At 46.9% G+C, this 26,106-nt stretch carries 16 protein-coding genes; 7 read left to right on the plus strand and 9 right to left on the minus strand.

What is annotated here, in order from left to right:
• Positions 1-35 precede the first annotated feature (35 nt).
• On the minus strand, positions 36-1,220 hold the full coding sequence (locus tag HW560_RS31580) for a DUF4179 domain-containing protein (protein WP_179265529.1): 1,185 nt from the start codon (positions 1,218-1,220) through the stop codon (positions 36-38).
• Positions 1,198-1,773, minus strand: coding sequence for an RNA polymerase sigma factor (locus HW560_RS31585; RefSeq protein WP_179265530.1), 576 nt, complete (start codon positions 1,771-1,773; stop codon positions 1,198-1,200). The genes HW560_RS31580 and HW560_RS31585 overlap by 23 nt, the downstream gene beginning before the upstream one ends.
• Positions 1,774-1,946: 173 nt before the next feature.
• Between HW560_RS31585 and HW560_RS31590 the strand changes: the two genes are divergently transcribed.
• Complete coding sequence (locus HW560_RS31590; RefSeq protein WP_179265531.1) at positions 1,947-4,121, plus strand: serine hydrolase domain-containing protein; 2,175 nt, start codon at positions 1,947-1,949, stop codon at positions 4,119-4,121.
• 193 nt (positions 4,122-4,314) lie between these two features.
• Here HW560_RS31590 and HW560_RS31595 read toward each other — a convergent pair whose 3' ends face one another.
• A complete protein-coding gene (locus HW560_RS31595; protein WP_179265532.1) occupies positions 4,315-5,370 on the minus strand; it encodes a hypothetical protein in 1,056 nt (351 codons plus the stop codon).
• Positions 5,370-7,205, minus strand: a complete 1,836-nt coding sequence (locus HW560_RS31600; RefSeq protein ID WP_179265533.1) for an HSP90 family protein — start codon at positions 7,203-7,205, stop codon at positions 5,370-5,372. Before HW560_RS31600 ends, HW560_RS31595 begins: the two co-directional genes overlap by 1 nt.
• A gap of 447 nt (positions 7,206-7,652) precedes the next feature.
• On the opposite strand from HW560_RS31600, the gene HW560_RS31605 reads away from it, so the two are divergent.
• From HW560_RS31605 to HW560_RS31620, 4 genes are all read left to right on the plus strand, one after another.
• Positions 7,653-8,558 carry an ABC transporter ATP-binding protein gene (locus HW560_RS31605; protein WP_090894356.1) on the plus strand — a complete coding sequence of 302 codons (906 nt, stop codon included), beginning with the start codon at positions 7,653-7,655 and terminating at the stop codon, positions 8,556-8,558.
• Positions 8,551-9,384: an ABC transporter permease subunit gene (locus HW560_RS31610; protein WP_090894354.1), complete on the plus strand. Its 834-nt coding sequence runs from the start codon at positions 8,551-8,553 to the stop codon at positions 9,382-9,384. The genes HW560_RS31605 and HW560_RS31610 overlap by 8 nt, the downstream gene beginning before the upstream one ends.
• Positions 9,385-9,602: 218 nt before the next feature.
• A complete protein-coding gene (locus HW560_RS31615) occupies positions 9,603-10,889 on the plus strand; it encodes a DUF5050 domain-containing protein (RefSeq protein WP_090894352.1) in 1,287 nt (428 codons plus the stop codon).
• Between the two features lie 199 nt (positions 10,890-11,088).
• Complete coding sequence (locus HW560_RS31620; protein ID WP_179265534.1) at positions 11,089-12,723, plus strand: helix-turn-helix domain-containing protein; 1,635 nt, start codon at positions 11,089-11,091, stop codon at positions 12,721-12,723.
• A gap of 95 nt (positions 12,724-12,818) precedes the next feature.
• On the opposite strand, the gene HW560_RS31625 is transcribed toward HW560_RS31620, so the two are convergent.
• Complete coding sequence (locus tag HW560_RS31625; RefSeq protein WP_179265535.1) at positions 12,819-13,394, minus strand: GbsR/MarR family transcriptional regulator; 576 nt, start codon at positions 13,392-13,394, stop codon at positions 12,819-12,821.
• 497 nt (positions 13,395-13,891) lie between these two features.
• Here HW560_RS31625 and HW560_RS31630 point away from each other — a divergent pair, with 497 nt between their 5' ends.
• On the plus strand, positions 13,892-15,121 hold the full coding sequence (locus tag HW560_RS31630) for a quaternary amine ABC transporter ATP-binding protein (protein WP_090894345.1): 1,230 nt from the start codon (positions 13,892-13,894) through the stop codon (positions 15,119-15,121).
• Positions 15,087-17,678 carry a glycine betaine ABC transporter substrate-binding protein gene (locus tag HW560_RS31635; protein ID WP_090894342.1) on the plus strand — a complete coding sequence of 864 codons (2,592 nt, stop codon included), beginning with the start codon at positions 15,087-15,089 and terminating at the stop codon, positions 17,676-17,678. Before HW560_RS31630 ends, HW560_RS31635 begins: the two co-directional genes overlap by 35 nt.
• A 542-nt stretch (positions 17,679-18,220) precedes the next feature.
• Here HW560_RS31635 and HW560_RS31640 read toward each other — a convergent pair.
• The 4 genes from HW560_RS31640 to HW560_RS31655 all read right to left on the minus strand — a co-directional run bounded on the left by HW560_RS31640 (position 18,221) and on the right by HW560_RS31655 (position 26,067).
• Positions 18,221-18,433: an immunity 17 family protein gene (locus HW560_RS31640; protein WP_179265536.1), complete on the minus strand. Its 213-nt coding sequence runs from the start codon at positions 18,431-18,433 to the stop codon at positions 18,221-18,223.
• A gap of 185 nt (positions 18,434-18,618) precedes the next feature.
• On the minus strand, positions 18,619-21,225 hold the full coding sequence (locus HW560_RS31645; RefSeq protein ID WP_179265537.1) for an S-layer homology domain-containing protein: 2,607 nt from the start codon (positions 21,223-21,225) through the stop codon (positions 18,619-18,621).
• Between the two features lie 63 nt (positions 21,226-21,288).
• Positions 21,289-24,207 (minus strand): DUF6359 domain-containing protein, encoded by a 2,919-nt coding sequence (locus HW560_RS31650; protein WP_179265538.1) that lies wholly within the window; start codon positions 24,205-24,207, stop codon positions 21,289-21,291.
• A 486-nt stretch (positions 24,208-24,693) separates the two neighbouring features.
• Entirely contained in the window at positions 24,694-26,067 is a 1,374-nt protein-coding gene (locus HW560_RS31655) for an ABC transporter substrate-binding protein (protein WP_179265539.1), read from the minus strand.
• Positions 26,068-26,106: the final 39 nt, after the last annotated feature.

The raw sequence follows: 26,106 nt of genomic DNA on the forward strand, positions 1-26,106 counted from the left end.
AACAATCCTTTTTTTCCTCTGTAGATAGACTGCAATTACAATTTGACATCAATTTTCAGTTCAAGATCATCGTAATACACTTTTGAATCGTTGCCGTTTTCGTCTAGAACGGGAAGCCAGTCACTGCCAATAATAAATGCATAGGGCTTGATGATCAGTTTTTTGGGTCGCTGGTCAAAGGGAGCATAGGTTTCCTCTGAATGTGACATCACTGGTGGAAGTCCATGTTCAAATGTGGTGTATTCCTGTTCAACGCCCTCGCCCTGTTCATTGATGATCTCAAAATGAACAGCACTGAGTTTGTGCCCCTTGGGCAAAGGACCTGCATCCGGGGCAAAGCCTTTTGTGTCCACGATGAGCTTGGTCATCGCCGGGGTGAGTATTACCTTTTGAACCGTATAAGCGAATTCGTCATTGGACTGCGACTTCTCCGGGCTGAGCGTGATGCCATTCAGCATCTTCTTGACCGGAATCACAAATTCATACGGCTGCTCAATCCCGGTGACCGGAATAAGAACCCGCATCTCAAAATCATCAGGGATATCCCCGCCGTCAGTCCTGCTCAGATTTTCGAATTCGGCTATTAAAATCTTATCGCTAAACCCGACCTTACCGGCCTGATCCGTGCTGGCAATCTCATTCAAGGTTCTTGTCCGGTAGCCTATCTTCGTATCTCCAAGGTACATTTCGGGATATCCAAGGTACCCTTTGGCCGGATGCTCCTCTACTCTGTCCCGATTAACCATGTTCAGACCCTCCGCGCCTTCCCGCTCAATAGCCATACTTAACCGGATGCCATCATAGGCTACCTCCGAGATCGTTATCGTGATCTCATCCTGTGCGTCTTGTTGTTCAGGAACCGTTGTAAGCCCTGCTTCGGATGCTTTTTTCAGCCCGCTTTTCCCGACATCCTGAAAAAGACCGCCAACAACTGGAATGTTTCGCAACGCGGCAGCCATCACGGGGGAGACAAAACCACTGCCAACAATCCCTGCACACAACATAGCACTTGCTACAGTCACAGCAATCATTCTTCGAGCGAAGTGAGGACGCCGAACCTTGCCGGGCAGTTTCAACCTGTTATTTCGTGCCTCCTCCTGCAACCGCTTCATGATGCGATCGCTGTATCCACCAGCAGGCATACCCAGATTCAAACCAGCATCACTAATTTCCTGTAAGATATCCGCTTCTTCCATCTCACTTTGCATACGATTCGTCATGGCTGATCCCCCTCCTTGTCTTGTTATGTTGGACCAACTTCTTCCGAAGACGCTCGTACTTTTTGCGCAAGGTTGCCGGTTTCATATCCATAATCTGACCAATTTCTTCAAAACTGTACTGCTGCACCACCTTAAGCATCACCAGATTTCGCTCTTTGGTAGTCAAATGCATCAGTAACTCGTCAAGCGTTGTCTCGTGTGGTTGAGGGGACTGCTGCTGATGTTCTTTCCACGAAGCGATCAGCCGATTCCAGCGTTTGCGTTTGCGGATCAAATCAATGGAGTGATGGTAGGCGACCTTATACAGCCAGGAGGTGAATGAAGTCCCGGCCTGATACTGTCCGATATTTTGATAAACTGTTATAAAAATGTTCTGGAGTGCGTCCTCCGCTTCCTCACGATTGCTTAGTATGCCGTAACAATATGTATACATTTGCCTCTCATATGCTCTGATCAGTTCGGCATAGGCTTGTTGGTCTCCGGCTTTTACACGCTGCACAACCTGTTCTGCTTCCCCGGCATCCAGAAAGCATCCCTCTCTGGTACGTTTCAATACGTCCACTCCTTTCTCCCAATATCTCTATAACGCACCTGAACCCGTTATTTGTGACAAGTAAATAAATTAAAAAACAAATCTCCCCAAAATTGTGAAACCTGTCTCTCAATTGAGCTGTAGTATACAAGAGTATGTGATTTTGTAAAAATTTACTTAAAAGGAGTGTTTGCATGCATTTATCCAATCGAAGCACCCGCTTCAGGCTCACCTCCATAACGGGGGCGTTCATGGCGTTGGTCCTGTCCCTCAGTCTATGGGCACCCGCCGTGCAAGCGGAGACCGCACCTGCTGCGGTCAATGAAAAAGGGAAAGCGACAGCGCTGACAACGGAGTCCGCGACAGCCTTTCTGGATACATTTTTTGATTCCCCCGAAGCGAAAGCCCAATATGTTGGTGCTTCCGTAGTCGTTGTCAAAGATGGAAAAGTTGTGGCAGAGAAAGGGTATGGATATTCCGATCTGGAGAGCAAAGAGCCCGTTGATCCGAAAAATACCACCTTCCGTATCGCCTCGGTCTCCAAAACATTCACGTCAGCCGCTGTCATGCAGCTCGTAGAGCAAGGCAAGGTGGATTTGAAAGCTGATTTTCAGACCTATGTGAAAGGACTGGAATTCGATAATCCTTTTGACAAACCTGTAACGGTAGAGAATCTGCTCACACACACCACCGGATTCGAGATTCGCGACCCGCAGCAGGAAGACATCCATGATGATTTTGACAAAAGTGTATCAATGGAGGATTATGCCAAGTTACATATGCCACCTGTGGTTCGAGAACCTGGTAGCGCCTACATGTACGACAACTTCGCCTTCCTGCTGCTTGGCATGATTGTGGAGAATGTGAGCGGCGAGCCGTTTGAATCGTATATGCAGCAGCATATCTTCCAACCTCTGGGTATGGATAACAGCAGTTTCATGCTGAACGGCAAGTTCAAAAACCAACTTGCAACTGCCTATGATGCGGGCCATAATCCACTTGACCTGTACACCCTTTCCCCAGCACCTATGCCTCAAGGCGGCATGCTCTCAACGGCAGAGGATATCGGGAATTTCATGATTGCTTTCCTGAATGATGGTGTGAAGGATAACGAACGTATCTGGAAAGAATCTACGGTAAAAAGCATGGAACAATACCGTTCTTCCATTCATCCGCTGCTACCCAATACCACGTATGGATTTGAAGCTGCTTTTCAGCTTCCGGGTGCAGGCAGCAGTTCCAAAGTTATCACCAAGGCTGGCGACCTAATCGGATTCAGCTCTTATCTCTTCCTTATTCCTGAGCATAACACAGGTGTCTTCCTTACTTACAACCAAACGGGAGCACTTCGTAATCTCTTCTATCCTGCCTTTATCCAAACGTTCTTCCCGCAATATGCGGAGCCCGTCAAGTTCAAGGACTATACACCTCAAACTGCGGATGAGCTGCAACGCTTCGCGGGGCTATACGCGGACCTGCGACTGAGCACCATTGTCAGTTCCCTGAAAGATGGCGGCAAAGAACCCGGACAATTAAGCATTTCCGACGTCTTTCTTGGCTCACGTACCCTGATTCAGGTTGAAGATCATCTCTTCAAGGATGAATTAACAGGCCAGTTCACGGCGTTCAAGGAAAATGCTGATGGAACCATCTATATGAAAGAACCTTATCTCAACCCGTTCGGATATGAGAAAAAAGGGCAGAAACCCCAAGGCTTCCGGGATGTCCAGGCGAATAGTCCTTATGCTGAAGCCATCTATGGATTACAATCCCTTGGATACTATAGCAATGATGCAAATGAAGCTTTTCAACCCAAAAATGCCGTTACACGGGCTGAATTCATTGAGGATGTCCTTAAAATGAGCGGGCTGAAAGCCAGCAAAACGACGCCACCTGCGGATACCGACTGGGCAACTCACCCTGCTGCCGGTTACATTCAGCTGGGTTATGAATCCGGCATGATCACAGGTGCGGATGAGAAACAGTTCAAACCGGATCAGGTCATCACACGTCAGGAAGCCATGGTGATGATCTGGAGAACTTTCCAGCTGAAATATCCGAACGAACTGTTCGAGGATGTGAAGCTGGCCGGGCAGACAGATGCCTGGGCTGTGCCTGCGATCCAGATGATGGTGAAGCTAGGCATACATGGCCCAGAAGTGAAGGTGCTGGAGGATGGATCAGTCGATTTCCTCTCCCGCAAACCACTGATTCGCCAAGAAGAAGCAGCGATTATGTACCAGCTTTTTACACAGCCAACCGACAAGATCGTAGCTGACCTGATGACCAAGCAGCCGCAATCGGAAACTTCCTCAGACGAGGAACCTGCCAATGATACAACCGCGCCTGCAACCGTGACTCCTGAATAATCAGAATACCAACATCATATTCACGGTATAAAAACGATAAACAGGCTTGTTCAAAGGAGGATAACCCTTCTTCTGAACAAGCCTGTTTTGCTTAGCGCAGTGACATTTAGGAGTACCGTCCGATAATATCCTACATCATACTGTCTAATAAGATTTGCTGAGTTCGTTATCAGCGCTTTAGGAATTATACTGACTATACCTCGCTTAACATAGAAGAGACATGCTGATTCCCATTCCGCTGGTCATATTTATCTGCAGCCGCTTTGGCATAAGCCGCAAAATAGTCGGCCAGTTTAGGCAAATCTCCTGGATCTCCTTCATAGGGGAAAGAAGCAGGAAGCCGCAATCGGTATCCTGGAGATTCGTCAGCCCAGCGGTGCAGCAGTTGTGCTGCTCTGGCATAGAACATCATTTTGGCAAACGGATCTTCATGCTCCATCGCGAGCACTATGTTTTCTTCCAGAACATCGATGCCCTTCGCCGGGTTCGTGCGTGCAAGATAATCCATCTGCTCAGCAAAGCTCTGAACGAAATCATTATGTCCTTTGATCATGCGATAGCCTTTCGCCTGATGTTTGTCAGCTTCATAAATCCTGCCAAGCCGGTATAGTGGCATCAAAATCTCTGATAAGGTCAGGTGCGGAATTTCGGCACAACTCATTCGCCCTTTCAAAATGGGCTTCGCCGCTTCCAATACCTTCTCATCATCACCTACCAATAACCAGTAGCGCATGATCTCGTCCTGCTCACAGGCTTCACAATCACTCATAAAGTCACGATCCATACTTCTGAACTTCGTATAGCTGGTACCTGCCTCCTCCAGCTCGCCAAGATCCATAGATATGCGGAATCGATAATACCAATACGAACGTTCACTGTACCCAAATGATTTGAAGCGACGTCCAAAGTCCTCCAGCAGCTCCATCATTTTAACGCGAGACACTTCCGGGAAGCTGGATAGTTCACCCAAAATCCATTTATATGACCACATTAACGTTTCTTCGTCATAGCGTTCAGGCTGTTGATCAAACTTGCCTAGCTGCCAGGAAAAAGCAATCAGTGCTTTCATCGGATAACCGCAAAATGTCGCGGTCTCCACAATCTCTGAACGTGCTTCGTATGCTTCCTCCTCCATACCATTCACATCAGCGACTCTTGCCGCTTCCTCCAGCATACCAAGCTTCGCTGTTCCATTAGGCAGGCCATAGGCCTCATCCATCAGATCCTCAAAATCCATTTCGGTCTTCATCAGGCATCCCCCTTACGATCTGTATTCGCACGCAAACCCCAATCAATAAAACGAACGATGCCCTGATTCAACACCTCAAGCTCCTGCCGATTCATCGCATAATGTCCCATCATCAACGCGTTGACATATAACATCTCAATGGCAATCGGAGTCATTTGGGCATCCGGTGAAGTCAGGACCCGCTGAATAATTGGATTGTTGATGTTCAGGTACAGGGTCGAATAACCTGCCGAACTAATGCCGGATGACAATGATCCTAGGACAGATGAGAATAATTCTGTACTCTCCTCACTTGCTTTTTCCAATGCACGCAGCGTGGAAGACTCCTGCGAGAGCGTGAACAGCACCGGCAAATCGGCTGGCTTGAAGCCCTTCACCTCTGCACGGCAGCGGAAACGTTGCAAAGCAGAATCAGCAAGGCGCAGGGCATCATAATACTGATTTCGTTCAGCCGGCGGCACATCGATGAAACTCATGGATACCTCGTCCGGCTGCAGCCGCTGCGTCTGTACATGCTGTACCGCCAGTGGCAGCATGGCCATCAAATCGCTGTCGTAGATGTATCCACCGTTAATGACCATCATCGATTGGGCTGACGCGACATGATGAATCTGGCGATACTCATCCACCGTGGTCGTGAAATACAACGTTTCTCCTTCGCTCATCAACTCGCCCAGTTCCCGATGGCCGCGGGTACTTTCAAACGGAAGCCAGCGGTGAATCATGGCGTAGAACTCCTGATCCTGCACAGCCAGTGCCTTCATCGACAGCGCATGCAGGCGAATCAGCTTCTGCAGTCGCTCCGTTTGGCTCTCAGCCATGTCGGCCAATCCTTTACGAAGGGCATCGCCAAGTTCGGAGCGAACCTCTTCCAGCTTTTCATTTTCATAAAAATGTTCCCGTGAAGCTGTTGGTTGAAGCTCATCTGTCCAGATCAGACATTTCACGAAGAAGGCCCAATCCGGCAAAATATTCTCCGCCTTCTCCGAGATCAGCATTCGCTTCAGATACACCCGGTGAGAACGCTTGGCATTCAGATTAACAGCATGGGGCAGAACAAAGGCTATACCTCCTGTACGGCCTGAAGCCGTCGTCAGTGGGATGAAATCCTGGAACTTCTCTCCAAGCAATCGTTCACCAAAAGCCAGCACCTCCGCTCGGCGTCCACGTGCAAGCTCAGGCTCCATCAACCAGATCGGTGACTGGCTATTGACAATATGTTGAACTCCATCGCTATGCAAGCGGACTGGATAAGGCAGCAGCGCTCCATAATAGAACAGGGCTTCTTTCACATATTCCGTTTCAAAGTAATGGGCGGCATCCGGCGTACAGCGCAGATATACTTTCGTTCCCGGAGACAACTGTGTATCCAATTGACGAATCGTATACGTACCGTCGGGCTTACCCCGCCACTCCATCGAAGGTCCACCCTTCGCGGATTGCGTCAGCATGACGATTTCATGACTCACCATGAAACAGGACAATAATCCGATCCCGAATCGCCCGATAAACGAAGTCTCTCCATCGAGCAAGGCCTGCTGCCCACGCTTCGAGGATTGACCTATCATCGCGAGAAACTCATGGATATCGGCTTCCGTCAAACCAATGCCGTTGTCCTCCACCATCATGGTCAACTGCTCACCTGTTCCGGTTAGTTCCACACGTACTTCACCCTGGAATCCCGGTTCCGCCTCTGTTCGAGCTGTAATAGCATCCGTCGCATTCTGCATTAATTCACGTAAAAATACTTTAGGGCTGCTGTAGAGATGGTTCGATAAAATCTGGATCATACCGCTTAGATTCACCTGGAAGCGATATTCATTGGATGCTGTCATTTCGCTCACCTTCCTCTGGTCCAAACACATCTGATGTTTCCTACTTGGAAGTGTTCGTATGATGTGTTAGACGAAATAGTTATGTACTCACAAGACATGAGACGCTCCATAGATGGATACGCCAAGTGACGACGTCAAACCGGCCTTGGCTAACCAAGACCGGCGTTAGATGAATATTCAGGCATTCATGATATGTAAGAGGCCTTAAGTCTAATTACCACGTTATGGATGGCAATGAAACGGGATATTGCATCCTTTTAACCAGAATACATGGTATAAACCATAGTGAAAACAAACCTTAGACCCGATTTCGCCGGACTTTAGGGTGAAGTTGCTGCTCACATTTGGGACTAAAGACGGAGAAGTGTTATTTTCTGGCCCACCATTTGAACGATATAGCTCATCTGGACGTATAATCTCCAAACTCAGATCGGACGGTGAATATATATGATTGAAGTTCGCAACATTTCCAAGCAATTTAAAGTGCATCAGGCACTGAACGATGTCAGCTTCACGGTTGAACAAGGCAGCGTTACCGGGCTGATTGGTCCCAACGGCTCGGGCAAAACCACCCTGATCCGCATCATGAACGGCGTTCTCGGTGCTTCGGGTGGGCAAGTGAGCATTAACGGCCTTGATCCCTTCCGTGAGACAGAGAACGTACTCGCCATATGCGGCACATTAACCGAACAGAGCGGATTGTATGAAAATATGAGTGGGCGCGACAACCTGATCTTTTTCGCTGAAGCTTTCGATGTACAACATGCCAAAGCACGGATTGACGAGCTCGTGGAACTGTTCGAATTGCAGGAATATCAACATCGAAAAGTAGGCACCTACAGCACAGGTATGAAAAAGCGCGTAGGTCTAGCGCGGGTGCTGCTGCACCGCCCCTCCATTCTTTTTCTGGATGAGCCAACCAATGGGCTTGACCCGGACGGGATTCAGATGGTGCTCCGAATCATTCGTCGGCTAAATCAGGAGGAACATATGACGATTCTCGTGTCGTCTCATGTGTTATCCCAGCTATCGGCCGTGTGTGATCGGTATATTTTCATGGAAAAGGGGCGCAAGGTTGAGGAGGGTACGGAGCAGGAGATCGTCAACCGATACCTGACCTCACCCCGGATTGAAGTTGAAGCGACCATGCCAAATGGCTGGCAAACGGTGGGTGGGTATACACCGGAGACAGTTTCCGCGAACAAAGCCGTTTTCCAGCTTCAAACCCGTGAAGATATTCCGTTGTTGCTGCGACAATTGACCGAGCGTGGACAAGTCTATCAGGCCCGGATTACGGACAGCGATCTGGAAAGTATTTATTTTGCCATTAGGGAGGCACACCATCATGAATAACAGACAAGCCATACGTGCACTTGTTCTCAAAGATATTCGAGCCATCACAGCCAGCGTGCAGCTCTGGCTGCCTATGTTGATCGTTCCGCTGGTTATCGGGATCATTATGCCAGGGATACTCATTTGGACAGCTTCAAGGATGGAACTTTCTTCCTTCGGCAATATGAGCTTCCTGCTTGATACGCTGGATAACCTCACCCATGCCGGGCGGATTCCACAGCTTGCTTCGATGCCTACGGATAACCACCGTATTGTTTATTACCTCGCCTTGTACATGTTTGCGCCCCTGTTTCTCATCATTCCGGTGATGGCATCCAGCATTCTAACGGCCAACAGTTTTGCAGGCGAGAAGGAGCGCAAGACTCTGGAAGGTCTTCTGTTTACTCCGATGAGTATGGATACGTTGTTTAAAGGCAAGGTGTTAGCCGCCCTTATTCCTTCCCTGCTGTTATCCTGGATTACCTTCATGATCTACGGCATCATTGCCAATATCCTGATGTATCCCATGTTCGGGGCATGGATGTTTCCCAATCTGAACTGGATCATTCTCGTTCTGTGGGTTGTTCCGGCGTGCAGTCTTGTGGTCATTCTGTTGAATGTACTAATCTCGGCGAAGGTGCGTGGATTTCAGGAGGCCTATCAACTCGGAGGACTGGTCGTTCTTCCATTGCTTGCCCTGATCGCCGGTCAGGCGAGCGGCATGCTGCTTATCAGTCCTCTTATGTTACTTCTGGTCGGAGCGGTGCTTCTGCTCATCAGTTTTGCTTTGCTTCGTCTGGTCACCTTGTGGAACAGTCGCCAGCAGCTGGCTGAAAGTCAGATTTAAGATGGCATCCCGCTCATATTGCTTCTGGAATGCTTTTGAGCGGGATTGGCAGCAGCATACGCAGATGTATTTAAGAGAGCTATTTTAATGAAATTCAATTTCATATCTGTCCATTTTATCCGACTGAGATGTGTAACATATTTTCCATAGTTTACCGATATAACGTAAGGTGATAATGTGTTACTTACATACATAAACAGAAGGGTGACGATTGATTTATGAACAAATGGTCTACACGCATGCAACGCACGGTCTGCTCCTTGCTGCTGTTCACACTGATCGCGGCAGCCATGCTTGGAGGCGGAGCCAATGCTCATGCAGCTTCCCTCGGCCAAACTACGGTATATTATGAGTCCGATGGTGTATTGTACAAAGTATCCGGTGACGGAAGCGGAACCACAGAGGTATTGCTTGATTTTGAAGGAGAGGGTCTATCTGCGGCGGGAACCTATCTCTATTACACCCGTTCCGAGTCTTCCACAACGCTGCTTCGCGTTCCTAATGATGGTTCAAGTGATTCTGCTGAAACCTATGCGACAGATGTATTGAGCTACTTTACGGATAATGGGTTCATCTATTATATGGATTCCAAAGGAACGATCTATCGTGCAAATGGCAATAGCGAAGCTTCCGCTGCCACCAAAATTGCAGACAAAGCAGATACGGATTTCCCGCTGCTCGCCGTAACGAAAGGCCGTGTATACTATAATGGGCTCGTTAATGGGAACCCATGGATCGTTTCCAAGGCATCCAATGGCAGCGGAGCCGTACAGCGGATTGCTGCTGGCGCAGTAGAAAGTCGTTATTTTATGAACGAGGCCAAAAACGAACTGCAATTGATGGTAAACACTGACCCATACGAGCAGTACTACTCGACCAACGCCATTATCATGTACAAGGTAAACTACACTACAGGCAAAGGTACAGCTGTTAATCCCAAAGCAAAGCTGGACGTAAACGCTGTTTATGCCGGCGGCTGGGGCAACAATCTGTATGTGTATAACAAAGGCATCAAGCTGGACAGCAACAAGGATTATGATTATTCAACAGGCAAAGCCTTTGCATTGACCACTTCTGGCAAAACGCTTCAGATTCATAGTAAGAGCATCCGGGAGGTAAGTCCGCTAGGTACGGATAAGGTTGTCGTTGTGGATGCAGACAAAAAGGCATATGCCAAAACCATCGCTGGAAACAAGGTATCCAAGTCTGCCAACCTGAATTTGAACAGTGTCACTTTCGTAACTGCTCAGCTGACCAACGGAACACCAACTATTGCGTATCTATCCGGTACAAATGGTCTTTATTCCGTGAGCACAGCCCTCAAAGTAGCCAAGCTTGCTGGAGAGGAATGGGCAACGTTCCAGCTTCATGACGATGTTCCGGGCATGTTCTACATCAACGCTAATGATGTCTATCGCCTGTATCATGTGCAAGCCAATGGCTCAGGCAAAAAGGTGCTAAGCGACGTTTTCCTGGATGATATCCTTCTGGTCGTGCCAAACTAAGCCACACATGTGGGAATAGTTCTTATAGAGTCTTATAGCTAACTTAACATTGTTGTTTCAAATAAAGAGGATAACCCTAAAGCCATCACGGCTCTGGGTATCCTCTTTTTTTCATGTCCAAAACTATTTTTCAAAAACATCTTCCATATGAGAATGATAATTGTTATCATTAAGAAAATAAGACAAAAGGATGGTCCGTATGACTGAACAGCTTCCCTTCATTTCTGAAACCTCATCTCTGCCGCTCCTCTCTTCCATGTGCCGTGTACGGCGCGGGGAGCATTTCCGTGTGCAAGGCAAGACGGTGTCCCGGCCCATGCTCTGTCTTATTTTACAAGGAGACGGTGTCCTGGTCTTGAACGATACAGTCTATACCGCCGAAGCCCATCAACTCTATGTTCTGAAGCCAGGAACAACAATTGAAGCGGCTGCACGCTCGGCTGTTACGGAGTTTATAATACTTAGTATGGATACGGTATGTTTACAGCAAGTGCACGGCCAATGGATAATGTCCTCCTCCTCCTCCTCTGCTTTCCCGCTTGATTGGGAGACAGGCAGACTGATGGTTCGTCACGACCAACAAGTCAGAGCACGATTTGAACAATTATATAAAGCCTATCGCGGCGTTCACCCTGATCACTTTATCAGTATACATAGCCAGCTGCACGAGCTTTTGCAGTATCTCTCGGAGAACCGGCTTGAAGAAAATTATGAGAAGGTCGATCCGGCGCTTGAACGCAGCATTATGTATATGAGGCGGTTCATGAGTGAAGGTATCAGCATGGATCAACTGGCCAAAATTGCCGGATTGACACCTAGTTCCTATTCTCGCAGTTTCAAAAAAGCCAAAGGCATGTCACCTACCGATTATCTGAATCGCTTACGGATCGACGAGGCCAAAAAACAGCTCAAGCAGGAGTCATGTGAACTCAAAGACGTCGCCGTATCTGTTGGCTATGGCAATGAATACTATTTTAGCCGCAAATTCAAACAAACCTTGGGGATCGCACCCAGCCTATATATGAAAAAAGACCACATTCGCGTGGCTACTGCGTCCAGGATTGAACTTCATGAGAATCTCTCTTCGCTCGGATTACAACCCGTAGCTGCAATGGACGGATGCCATAATCGGGAGCTTGATGAAGTCGAGCAGCAGCAGCAGCTGGCTACGCAATTGGAGAAATTACGTCAGGCCAAGCCGGACCTGATTATCGGTGATTTTTATCATAAACCCTTCTACGATCAGCTCAAAAGTATTGCACCTACGGTTATCCTGGATCAGGCCGATGACTGGAAAGAAAATCACTTACGCTTGGCTGAACTGGTCGGACGAGAGCAGCAGGCTCTGCAAAATTTCAAACAGCTTGAGCTTCGCAACCTTGATGTTGGGCTGCGTTTGAAGCATCATTTCGGGCAAGAACGTATTATGCTTATGCAGGTTACGAATCAGTCTATCCGGCTCCAGGAAACTATCGAGCATCCATTGAATCGCCTTATCTACGGTGAACTCGGACTAAAACCTGCACAGATCATGTCTACAGATTTAATGACAGATGAGTATGCGGCAGATAGCATCCCCATGCTGGACACGGATCATCTGTTCATGAATCGCGTCACCAATTCGCCTGCCAGTGAGAAACAGCTTCGGCGTATGAAACAAACTACAGCCTGGAATCGCTCTCCAGCCGTGTTGAAAGGTAACGTACATGATATATCTAATTGGTCTGTATTATCCTGGACCCCAAGCGGACGCCATCAGATCATGGACGAACTGGAACAGATCGTTCAGCAACTTGTAACCTTATCACGTGTAGGATTAATCGGACAATTGTAAAGCATGTGTTTTTCTTCATTATAAATGTACATGTGCATAATCAACCTAAGACCAAAGAGCCCTCTCCAATTCGGAAAGGGCCCTTTGCGTTGCTGTTATTCATGTTCCTTGATCTCTTCCTTCGGAACCAATTTGTATATTTCTTCATCTTCCATGGTATCAATCAAGCGATCCAGCCATTTGTAATAGGCCTCTGCTTGAAGCACTTTATGCTTGTCTTCCTTAAGAATGTGAAGAAGCTCAGCATCTCCTTGTTCATCCAGGTCAGCAATCAAACGATTCATTTCATCAACGGATTTGCGCAGTACCTGAAGGTTACTCTCCACGGCTTTTCTCCATTTAATCACAAAATAATCCGTAAACGTCTGATGCCAGTCATACTCCACTTCATATAGGTCTTTCCGGGAGCCTTTGCTCCATACTTTATTCACCATTTTTAGATCCAGCAGTGTACGTACGCCGGTACTCATGCTCGTTTTGCTCATTTCCATTTCCCGGCCCATATCATCAAGGGTCATAGGTTTGTCTGCAAAAAAAAGCAATCCATATAAGTGTCCCGTGGACAGCGTAACGCCGTAGAGATCCATATTACGCCCAATGGCTTCAATGACGCGTTTACGGATTCTAAGAACGGTTGCCTGCTGTTCCTCTTGTAAATGGTCCAAGCTCATGCTTGCAACCTCCATTCTGAACATTCCCAGTCTCGGCAAAATAATTGCAACGGTTTAAGATCCGGCTTACATGGGAAAGTATCCGGCAGGACATCCTATATGCCAACAGGCTTTAGGTTACCCCATGTATTTCATGGGTTCTCTACCAAGTTGCAAACGCCTACGACTATTTTTTAACCAAAAAAAACGGCTTAGATTCAGCACATTTTCTATTGTAGGAAAAGCGATATCAAATGTAAAGGTGTCTTATTAGCCAGAATAAGGAGAATGACGGAGCATATGGACGGAAAACTTCGTACAGTTTTTACTGTACAAACATTATGTACTGTTTATTCGGTTGCTATACGGGTTAAGTATTGTTAGAATACAAAACGTTACCCAGAAAGACGGGAAGCGAAGCAACGATTACCGGATTTCGTGGCTGGGCGCACAAGTGTATGGGCTTGTGGATGCTGAAAGCCGTTCGAAGTGCACAACACATCAGAAGGGGTGAAAACATGACCATACTTGAAGTAAAGAATGTAAGTAAACTGTTTGGCCCCCAAACCGAGCAAGGTCTACAATTACTGGAGCAAGGTTGGGGTAAAGAAAAGTTGGCCAAAGAAAAACAGATAACGGTTGGTGTCAACCGGGTCAACATGGAAATTCAGGAAGGTGAAATTTTCGTCATCATGGGACTGTCCGGAAGTGGTAAGTCTACACTTGTTCGAATGTTCAATCGTCTGATTGAACCGACATCGGGAGAGATTCTTGTCCATGGTAAAGATCTACGTAAGATGAACAAAGAACAATTGCGCGAAGTGCGTCGGAAAACGATCAGCATGGTATTCCAGAAGTTTGCGTTATTCCCGCACCGTACCGTTCTTGATAATGTGGAGTATGGACTCGAAGTTCAAAAGGTTGATAAAGATGAACGTCGGGAAAAAGCAAAAACGTCGCTTGAACTGGTTGGCCTTAAAGGCTGGGAAGACAAAATGCCAGATGAGCTGAGTGGCGGGATGCAGCAACGTGTAGGTTTGGCCCGTGCGCTGGCGAATGACCCGGAAGTACTGTTAATGGATGAAGCATTCAGTGCACTTGATCCATTGATTCGTCGTGATATGCAGGATGAGCTGATTGAGCTTCAGGATAAAATGAAAAAAACCATCATTTTCATTACCCATGACTTGGACGAAGCGCTGCGCATCGGCGATCGTATTGCCCTCATGAAAGACGGCGCAGTCGTGCAGATCGGTACTCCGGAAGAAATCATGATTCAACCGGCCAACTCATATGTGGCCCGCTTCGTCGAAGACGTGGACTTGTCCAAGGTCCTCACCGCATCTCATGTTATGCGACGTCCGGAAACGATTACGCTTGACCGTGGTCCTCGTGTTGCCCTCGAATTAATGCGCGAACGTGGTATTTCCAACCTGTTTGTCATTGACCGTTCGAAAAAGCTGCTTGGTGTTATTACAGCAGAAGATGCAACCCGCGCGATGCGCGAAAACAAAGTGTTGAACGACATTCTGATCACGGATGGGCCGACTGTGTCGCCCGAAACCCTGATTCATGAATTGTTCGAAATTGTAAGTTCAGCCCATGTGCCGCTCGCTGTTGTTGGCGAAACTGGCCGTCTGCAAGGTGTTATCGTCCGCGGTGCCCTGCTTGGAGCACTAAGCGGTGAAGTTGCAGTAAAGGAGGAACTTGCGAATGATTCCCAAAATACCACTAGCATCGTGGATTGAAGCGATTGTTGACTGGATGAGCTCCTCGCTCTCCGGATTATTTAAAGTCATTTCTGTTGTTATTCAGGAGGTTGTCGGATTTTTCTCCGGGCTGTTCATGCTCCCCCATCCGCTCCTCTTTATTGTAATCCTTGGTGTATTGGCATATCTTGTTGGCCGAATACCACTGACCCTGTTTACAGTTATCGGTTTCTTGCTTGTAGATAACCTCGGATATTGGTCCCAATCGATGGATACTTTGGGCCTCGTTATTACATCAGGATTAATCTCCATTCTGCTTGGTGTTCCCATCGGTATCTGGCTCGCATACAGCAAAACTGCAGCCCGGATTATTACACCATTGCTTGACTTTATGCAGACCATGCCTGCATTTGTCTACTTGCTGCCAGCAGTAACCTTCTTCAGCCTTGGTGTGGTTCCCGGTGTTATCGCGTCCGTTATATTCGCGATTCCACCAACGATTCGCCTGACTCACCTCGGAATTAAGCAGGTATCTGGCGAACTGGTCGAAGCAGCGGATGCTTTTGGTTCTACGTCCATGCAAAAGTTGTTCAAAGTGCAGCTTCCACTCGCATTGCCTACCGTAATGTCAGGGATTAACCAAACCATCATGCTGTCGCTGTCCATGGTTGTTATTGCTTCCATGATCGGTGCACAGGGTATTGGTGCGGAAGTCTATCGTGCGGTAACACAGCTGCAGATTGGTAAAGGTTTTGAAGCAGGTCTAGCTGTCGTGGTCCTTGCGATCGTACTTGACCGTTTCACTCAAAATCTGTTTATGCCAGGCCGCAAGAAAAGCTCACGCTTCTCAGCGAAACAAAAAGCCTGGATTACTGCTGCAGCAACATTCGTTGTGCTCGTAGCTGGTTTCTCACAATACTTTGTTGGCGGCAACAGTACTTCTGCCGGCGGTAACAACACTCCAGCGAATGCTGTAGGTGAAGAAGTTAATTATCAGATCATTGGTATTGATCCGGGTGCAGGCATTATGAAGTCCGCTGCCAAAGCCATCGAAGATTATCATCTGACGGACTGGACCCTGATTGAAGGATCTGGTGCAGCGATGACTGCCACGCTGGACAAAGCCATTAAAGCGGAACAACCGATCATTATTACAGGCTGGACTCCACACTGGATGTTCAACAAATATGATCTAAAATATCTGGATGATCCCGAAAAATCTTTCGGTGATGCAGAAGAAATTCACACCATCGCACGTAAAGGCTTAAAAGAGGATCACCCGGTTGCTTATGAATTCCTGTCCCGTTTCCAATGGACATCAGATGAAATGGGCGAAATGATGAGTGCCATCCAGAATGGTACATCACCAGAGGAAGCCGCAAAAGACTACGCTGAGAAACATGCAGACCAGATTGACGAATGGACCAAAGGTCTGACGCCAGTTAACGGTGATGCATTTAAACTTAGCTATGTAGCCTGGGATTCTGAGATTGCAAGTACCAACCTGTTGAAATATGTCATGGAAAGCAAACTTGGCTATAAAGTGAACGCCCTGCAAGTTGAAGCTGGACCTATGTGGACAGGTGTCGCTTCAGGCGACGTAGATGCCTCTCCAGCAGCTTGGCTGCCATTAACTCATGCTGACTACTGGGAACGTTACAAAGACCAGGTGGATGATCTGGGAGCCAATATGACGGGTGTACGCACAGGGCTCGTTGTTCCTGCCTACATGACAGACGTTAATTCGATAGCAGATCTGGAAACAGGTGCATCTTCCTCTACTCCATCGGCGAATGCCAATGTGGGAAATGAAGTGAATCATCAAATTATCGGTATCGATCCAGGTGCCGGAATTATGAAATCCACAGCCAGTGCCATTGAGAAATACGGTTTGTCTGACTGGAAACTGGTTGAAGGTTCAGGAGCCGCAATGACAGCTACACTGGATAAAGCCGTTAAGAATAAGGAACCGGTTATCGTTACCGGTTGGACACCGCATTGGATGTTCAACGCATATGACCTGAAATACCTGGACGATCCGGAAGGCGTCTACGGCGAAGCAGAACAAATTCATACCATTGCCCGTAAAGGGTTGAAGGAAGACAAACCTGTCGCTTATGAATTCCTGGATCGCTTCTCATGGACACCTGAGGATATGGGTGAAATCATGGTCGCCATTCAAAACGGAGAAGATCCCCAAAAAGCCGCAGCAGCTTTTGCCGAGAAACATAGCGACAAAGTGGCTGAATGGACCAAAGGTCTGACCCCGGTGAATGGAGATTCCATTAAACTGAGTTACGTAGCCTGGGACTCCGAGATTGCAAGTACCAACTTGCTGGAGTACATCCTGAAAGAGAAACTGGGTTACAAAGTAACCTCCCTTCAAGTGGAAATCGGTCCAATGTGGACCGGCATTGCCAATGGTGATGTAGATGCAACTCCAGCGGCATGGTTGCCGCTCACCTCTGCCGATTATTATAACAAGTACAAGGATCAGATCGATGATCTCGGTCCAAATATGGACGGTGCCAAAACAGGTCTGGTTGTACCAACCTATATGGACATCAATTCCATTGAAGATTTAAAAGATAATTAAACCAGATTGAGATGGATAAACCTGAATTTGGCAAAAAGACCACCGAAATTTTTTCGGTGGTCTTTTTAGTGTAACTTTTACTTGGGAGTGTCTCCAAACCTAATGAAAGCCTGAATGTACCTGAAGTTCCGTTAAAGTGGATTTTCTCCCTTTCAATGAAAAGGTCCGCTCCGGATCGAATCCAGGGTCAGCTTCACACTGGCGGTTGGAGCAAAGCAAGTGCAAGTGCTAACGAATCGGAGACGTCTTATTCAAGGATATGACGCAATTCCAGAAATCTAAAGCGCCTGAGACACGCTATATCAGAATAAAACAGTCGTTTGCAGTGTTTTTGTCAGGCAATTCAGTAAATAGCGTGTCTCATGTTCCTTACTTTGTAAAAAGAAGAGCTGAAGGCAAAATAAGGCGTTCTGAGTTCCTTAGAAAATTGTCTCGAAAATCTCAAGCATAAAGCTAAACGTACTAATCATTATCTTCTACATTAAAGGCTGTGAAACTGAATTATGTACTCACAATCTGCAAATTTCTTTTCTTTTTCCCGCTCATCCAATCAGCAGCAATAATACGCCAATCGTAATCAGCACAATACCAAAAAGCCCATACACCACTCTTGCACCCTGACGTCCAATCGTTTTCACAAAGAGACCTGCTCTGAAACTCTTCATAAACCAATCCCAATTGTTGATTCCACCCAACAAACTGAAAATCCCTGCGGCAATAGCCAATAGTGCGATTAAAACCGGTTGATCTTGCATGTCAACCCTCCTTCAATATAATCCTGTCTACTATACCTTCCTCTGGTAAAAATGAAAAGTCATTAATTAGTAAAAAACAGCTTGCAGATGTAGGTCTGCAAGCTGTTTTCCTTAGAGTAAAAGAGTTTAGCATTCAGGTTAAACTGGTTTTGGCTTCCTTTTCATAGGAAGATTGACTCGTCTTATTACTTCGCCTGAAACTCACTCGCTGACATCAACAGCGTTACAACTTCAGCACGAGTTGCTTCAGAGAGCGGGTTAAACAAGTTTTTGCCTGTGCCTTTCACCAGCCCTGCATCATATGCAGCCGCGATATAAGGCACGGCCCATGCAGATATTTTATTTGCATCTGCAAAGGTTAATGTGGCATTCGATTCAACTGGAAGTCCGAGTGCTCTTACGAGCATAACCGTCATCTCTACACGGGATACTTTGCCAAATGCACGGAACGTCTCATCCGTATAGCCACTAATGATCCCTTGTTCTACAGCTTGAGCAATAAAGGATTGTGCCCATGCTGGAATTTTGGAGGCATCCTTAAACGTCAACGCCTTGCTGCTGGCCGGAAGTTCAAATGCTCTTGCCAGCATTACAATGAACTCGGCTCGAGTCGCCGGTGCATTTGGACGGAAGTTACCGTCCTGATATCCATTTACAATTCCCCGGGAAATGGCCTGCTCAATGGCAGCTGCCGCCCAGTGATTGCCGATATCTTTCAAAATCACACCCGGATTGGTTGGTATAGTACCGCCACCATTCCCATTACCAGGGACGGAAGGAGTTGTAGGCGTGTTCGGCGGGGTTGGATCCGTTGGTGTTACAGGTGTGGTTGGTGTCGTTGTACCTCCACCACTATTACCACTGCCCGGATTACTTCCATTATTTCCACCGCCATTACCAGGGTTGCCTCCATTCCCATCACCCGGAAGTGGAGCTCCCTTCAGATCGGTACTACGTCCTTCCGTTGTCTGATTTACCGTACCTACCCGGTCCAGATGTTCATGGAAGACTTCATAATCGACCAGATTCAGTTCATAGTACCGGTTGTCATTCTTCGCCGCTCTCATGGAACGATAAAAGTCTCCACCGTTAGCCATAAACGAGTTCGTCGCTACGATGTAGTATCCGTTTGGATCGATATCCGTGTACGTACCATTGGCATTCTTAATCTGTACTTTGAGTACGCGTTGACCGACTTGGGTCACCGTATTAGATATGGCATCAACTTTCTCTCCCGGCTTCGTGGAATCGTAGTAGAAACGCATGCCTGAAACTTGCGGGAAGCGCCCTTCTCCTGTTTCCACGCCGCTCACACCATTTTCCAGCGCAGCCGTAATTTCCTTACCTGTCATTTTCAGCGCAGACAGGTTGTTGCCGTATGGCATTACGGCCAGCAGGTCGCCCAGGGTAATATCTCCCTGCTTGAACGATTCCCGAATGCCTCCACCATTTTGGATGGCGACATATCCTTTGACATCGTTTTCCTTAACAATGGATTTCACTTTCTCCAGCATGCCGTCTGTCACGAAGTTTCCTAGATTCGTTTCTTTTTTACGAACACTGTTACGTTCTCCGTCCAGGAATACATTCGTTTTACCGATAACTGTTTTTCTGAACTCTTCCAGAGGTTTCGCATAGGTTGCCAGCTTCGCTTTTGCATTCGGATCATCTGTGTAAACATACTTACCGGTGGCATCCTTCGCATCCAGGTTCAGCAATTTGCCGTTCCATGTTTTCAGTACGCCTGCTTCGTTGAACGTGACATCCAGTTGACCCAGGGAAACGTCATATTCTCCTGTCTGTACGACCAGCGTAGGATCGGTGTGTGTATCTACAACCACCGGTTTGTTCAGAATGGTGTGTGAATGACCACCTACTACGATGTCGATGCCTTCTACCGCTTCTGCCAGTTTCAGGTCTTCCGAGTAACCCAAATGCGTCAGCGCGATAATTTTGTTGATACCTTCATCTTGCAGCATGTTCACTGTCGCCTGAGCACTTGCTTTGTAATCCTTAAACTTCAGATCATCTCCCGGTGATGACAGGGATACGGTATCCGGTGTCGTCAAGCCAAAGATTCCGACTTTCTCGCCGTTTACTTCCGTGATAATAGCCGGATAGATTTGGGAATTCTCGCCTGGATTTCCGATAGTACTGTTGTACAAGCTACCCAAACTCGCATCCTTGGTATAGTCAATATTGGCACTCACAAATGGGAATTCTGCTTGTTCAATAAATGTCTTGAGTACGCTTGGGCCTTTATCAAACTCATGGTTTCCAAAGGTCATGGCATCGTATCCGATCATGTTCATGAACTCCAGATCCGCCAGACCGTTAAAGAGGTTAAAGTACAATGTACCCGAGAATACGTCCCCTGCATCCAGCACCAGGGTGTTATCATTACGTGTTTCCTTAATCGCTGTTACGCGGCGCGGGATGTTATCCAAATGCGCGTGCGTATCATTGGTGTGCAATACACGCAGGTTGAAGTCTCCCTCTTCTGCCGTGCTTCCAATGCTCAGCTGCGCGAGCAGCGGATCATGGTCACTGACCCGACCATGGGAATCTTCGAAATCAGCATTCACATGAACTGCTTCGATCGCCGCAGTTTTGGACAGATTTTTGCTCACCAGAATGTGATCCAGTGTCTGAGAGTTTCCGTCATAGATGTAGGAATAACGCTTGTTCTCTGGCAGCTTGTTTACCAGATTGTCCAGTTCATTACCTTCAACAATATTCAATGTTTTGGAGAACTGGAAGTCATTGAAGTCGCCAAGAACAGCGACATTCACCTTAGGGTCTTTGTCGATCAATTGGGATACAAATTGATTGACAATTGTCGCTTGCTGCGCACGCTACACTTCGCTGCTGCGGGTTACAGGCTGAACATTTCCAAATGGGGCTAAATCTCCACCCTTGGAATTGAAATGGTTAGCGATAACAACCACACGTTCACCATTAAATTCAAACTCTGCCGCAAGCGGTTTTCTTGAAGTTTTAAAAGCAACATTATCTGGTTGAATGCGCCCTGGATTCAGCGACAAGTTGCCACTTGCATCGAGGGCAAGCGCTGTTATTGCATCACCTTTGGTACCTGCTTTTAAGGATACCCGATCCGGATTGTACAGGAACCCTACTCGGATATTACCTCCGGTTGCTCCCCCATCCATATTATTTAGCGGTGCAATATCGGTATACTGATAGCCTGGTCCATTATTGCTTTTAATTGCATCCAGAAGTGTTTTGAAGCTTTCACTCGCGTCTGTGTTTCCGCTATCTGTTGCGCCGTCGTTATCCTGAACTTCCATAATCCCGATGATATCAGGACTTTTCAGATTGTTCACAATAATGTTGCCGATTTTATTACCACGTGTCGCATCTTTTTTGCTGAAGTTCTCCACGTTAAACGTAGCAATGGTCAACTTGTCTTGGTTCGGTTCAATCGACGTCGTAGCCTGTTGCAACCCACTGGATACAATGGCAGGCAGGCTGCCTTCCAAATTTACTTTATAATTACTACCCGAATAAGAAAGCACTCCATTAATCGGACCTGTAAATTTATCACCTGTGGTCACAGCTTGAGAAGGTTTTTTGTTAATAAACAAGCGTTGAGGATTTAGAGAACTTTCAAACTCTCCTGCTCCGTCTCCACGTAAGATTAACCCTCCTGCCGGAGTCTTCAATGGTTTATTAGGTTCATTGTCTACTGTCACTGCTAATCCAGGACTGCTGGAGTAAGGTCCAAGAATGGTTGCATCATTTAACTGAACACGCATGCCTTCAAGACTTTCATAGAAATCAATGGCATCCACATCGGGGTTGAATTCGCTCAATCCATCCGAATCAATGACATTCGGTATTACGCGGCCACCTTTTCCAATGATTACGGGTTGTGGCAATTCAACATTGGGTTGTTCCAACGTAATCTCAGAAGCTACAATTTCAGTGGTTGGCAGGTCTGTTGCACTTGCTGCATACTCTTTCACCTTGCCGGCAACCTTTACCTGGTCCTTGACCTTCATTCCATGATCTTTCTTATAGATTAAAATCCCCTCAGAAGTTGCTGGATCTCCATCTTCCTGACCAGGAATGGATTGCATATAGAATGAATCTGCGTTAACTAGAGATGTAACAATCCCATCTACATTCTGTACATTCAATCCATCATAAATGGAATAATGGCCTGCCCCCTGAATTTCGTGAATACGTACACCATCCACCCGATTCACCGCAGTATACTCAAAAGAAAAAATGGTGCTTACTCTGCTATCCGCAGTGGCAACAGCTTTAATGATTTGATCTTGATTAATCGTAATAGGCTGTGTGTATTCCGTTGAATTCACAGTTGGTTCGGAACCGTCCAGTGTATAGAAAATTTGGGCACCAACATATGGAGAAGTCAACGTAACTTCCGTTCCTTTTACAATGCCACCGGAAGGTGTGCTCGCTGTTACGGAGAGCAGATCTTCCAGAATATCCGACGCCGTTCGAGGAATCAACTCCAGACCGTAAGTGGAATGGTAAGTCAAGACTCCTGTCACTTTATGATACGATTTGCCAACAGAGAGAGCAGATGGGCTGTTTTTGGCATAAATCAGCATTTCCCCGCCATGATCATCTGTCGCCGTATACGTGGAAGAGCTGCTTTTTGTCACTTGAATATTGTTTACTTCGACAAGCATCCCTTCATACTGCCCTCCAGAACCCTTAGTCCCCCCCGTACCTGGAGCAAAATGGGATGAGTTGAGCGATACAGGTGAAGGTAGATCCTGTGACTTTTCGACAGTCCGAATATAGCCACCCTGAAATCCGGATTTGCTTGCTTCAACTTGGACTAGGCCGTTGTAGATCGTAATTGGACCGTAGGCTTCTATCCGGTCTCCAACTTCCACACCAGAAGCATTGCCGCGCACAACGATCCCGGCATCGTTATCCTGAATATACAGATTGAATACACTTCCGGATAATTCGCTGTAAGTTACAATGCCTTGAACGGTAACGGTCGTATTTTCAGTCGCTTTTCTTGCATCAGAGATGGAAATAGGGCTGTTGTCGACGATGGTGTAGTCAAATCTGGTAACATCGCTATTGTCGATCCCCTCTTTGACTGCGTAGGTTTCAATATGAGTTGCATCATTTACCGTGATGGGCACGGTGTAGGGAAGATAATCAGTGTCCGTATTCTGCTTGTAGTATACCGTTGCCCCGACTGTGGTTGTTTCCAAGGCCACCTTGGTCCCGGTTGGAACAGCGCCGGAAGCAGGATTGGCTGTGACGTTTGCCACTTTAGTTACAGGAGTCTCATCGATTAGTTGGAAGGTTGTTGAAGTGGAGTCAATGTATTTGAGGCCAGGAAGAGAAAGATAGGAAGATAACGTTCCATTGGTTATCCTGACTTTTTTGCCAAAAAGCTCGGGATTTTTATTTAATCCAAATATGTCCCGCACTGAGGGATCACTGGGAATTTGAACAGACATAATCTTGCTTAAATCCGTTTCCCCTGGAGTATCAGCAAGTCCGAAATTACTACCTCCGCTAAACGGAGCTTCGGTTTGAAGTTGGTTTTTAGAATTATTGTTAAAATACCCGATAACGTATCCTTCTACTGTCCCCGGTAATCCATCATTGCTGCGAGCTATCGCCTGAGCAACCGTTGACGGCTCATCCGCCGCGGCTGCCTTACTGCTGAACAATCCAGCCGGAATAGCACCTGTGATGAGCAGAACCATGGCCAGGAACAACCTGAGCCACCTCTTCATTTGCAGAACATGCATCTTTTACCTACCTCCATGTTTTAAATTCATAATCATTTGTTCATGAAGCTTGTACATTAGTTCAAATATAAGATAACTGAACTTCTACTATGTGTAAACAATATTCTTTTAAAATGATATAAAACAGAACATAAACATCACAAAATCGATCATGAGAAATAAAAACAAGTAAAAAAGTACTACTTCACAGCTTTCATATGTCAGATTCATTGCTTCCACAGTGAAATTTTGTGTATTTTAGCCTACATTGAGTAACTTAAACTAACACGAAAGAGATGAAAGTCTCTGTATTCGACATATATTGCTAGATATCCCTATAGCCCATTCGTCTTAAAGCGATTTGATTCAAGATCTTTTCACAGCAAAACGATGCGACAGTCAGGGTTGACCATCGCATACGTCTCACTCATTTGACATCCTAAGTTAAGCCATACATTTCAACTTTGCTATATCCAGCCTAAAGTTTGTCCTACTTCAAGAAATAAGTTACTTCTTCACCGTGCTGTTATATTGCCCAATCTTATCTGTAATTTGCTTCGCTGCTGCATCCAATACGTCTTGTGGTGTACCTTGTCCATTCAGAACGGTCTCGATCGCTCCTTCGACAATTTGACGGGCTTCGGGGAACACACCCATGACGGCCCCGGATGTTGCTGTCGAATCCGCGGAAGCATGCAATTGGTCGACTGCTGTCTGGAATTGCGGGTACTTCGCCATATTATCCTTTAATACTTGCTCATCGTAGGCTGCTGTCGTAATTGGGAAGTATCCTGTCGCAACACTCCAGTTGGCTTGTACCTCAGGTGTAGCCAGGTACTTGATGAATTCCCAAGCGGCTTGCTGTTGAGCCTCGGATTTGTTGTTCATGATATACAAGCTTGCGCCACCAACAACAACGCCGCCTTCTTTGGCATCTGCCGGACGTGGCAGGAAGCCTGTTCCCAGCTCAAACTTGCCACCAGCGCCCTCTACAATTTTGCGCAATCCAGCGGTGGAATCCAGTGTCATGCCAATTTGCTGCGCGGTGAATGCAGCGGTCGTATCATCCGTGCTGCGTCCCAGATTGGAGACGATTTTCTCGTCCATCATCTTTTTCCACCATGTCAAAGTCTTCACACCAGCCTCGGAGTTCAGCATGGATTCAGTCGCTGCACTTGTTCTTCCGTTACCATTGTTTACATAATCTGCATTCTGGTTCGCGAAGAACTGTTCCATAAACCAGCCATAGATGGCCATGGACGCACCTGGTTTACCGTCTTTCGCCAGTGCTTTAGCTGCTTGCTCAAACTCTTCATATGTCTTAGGCGGGTTCTCCGGGTCCAAACCTGCTGCTTTGAACATATCTTTGTTGTAATACAGAATCGGGTTCGATGTGTTGAACGGCATCGCGTTCAATTTGCCATCGATGGTGTAATAACGGATGATATTGGGCTCCAATTTGGACAGGTCGAACTTGTCTTTATCGATAAATTGCTGAACCGGTGTAATCATGCCCGAATCAATCATGAACTTGCTGCCGATCTCGTATACCTGGATAATATCCGGACCGCTGTCCGATCCCATAGAAGCTTTAAGTTTGTTCAGGCTCTCATCATATTTCCCTTGATAAATTGCCTTCACCTGAATGTCCGGGTGACTTGCGTTGAAATCGGAAGCGAGTTGATTAATGGCTTTCTCCCCTGCACCCGACATCGAATGCCACCATGTCAGTTGTACCGGTTCAGCAGCTGCAGCATCTGCCTGCGCTCCACCCGTTGTGCTTGTTGTTTCGGTTTTTCCGCCACAAGCGGACAATACCAGCATAAGTGCAGCCAACATCAATGCAAATGTTCCTCTTTTTTTCAAACGAAACCCGATCATAATCGCTCTCCTTTTTTTGAGGCTCACGTCACAATAAGT

It is taken from the genome of Paenibacillus sp. E222, from assembly GCF_013401555.1.
Taxonomy (GTDB): domain Bacteria; phylum Bacillota; class Bacilli; order Paenibacillales; family Paenibacillaceae; genus Paenibacillus.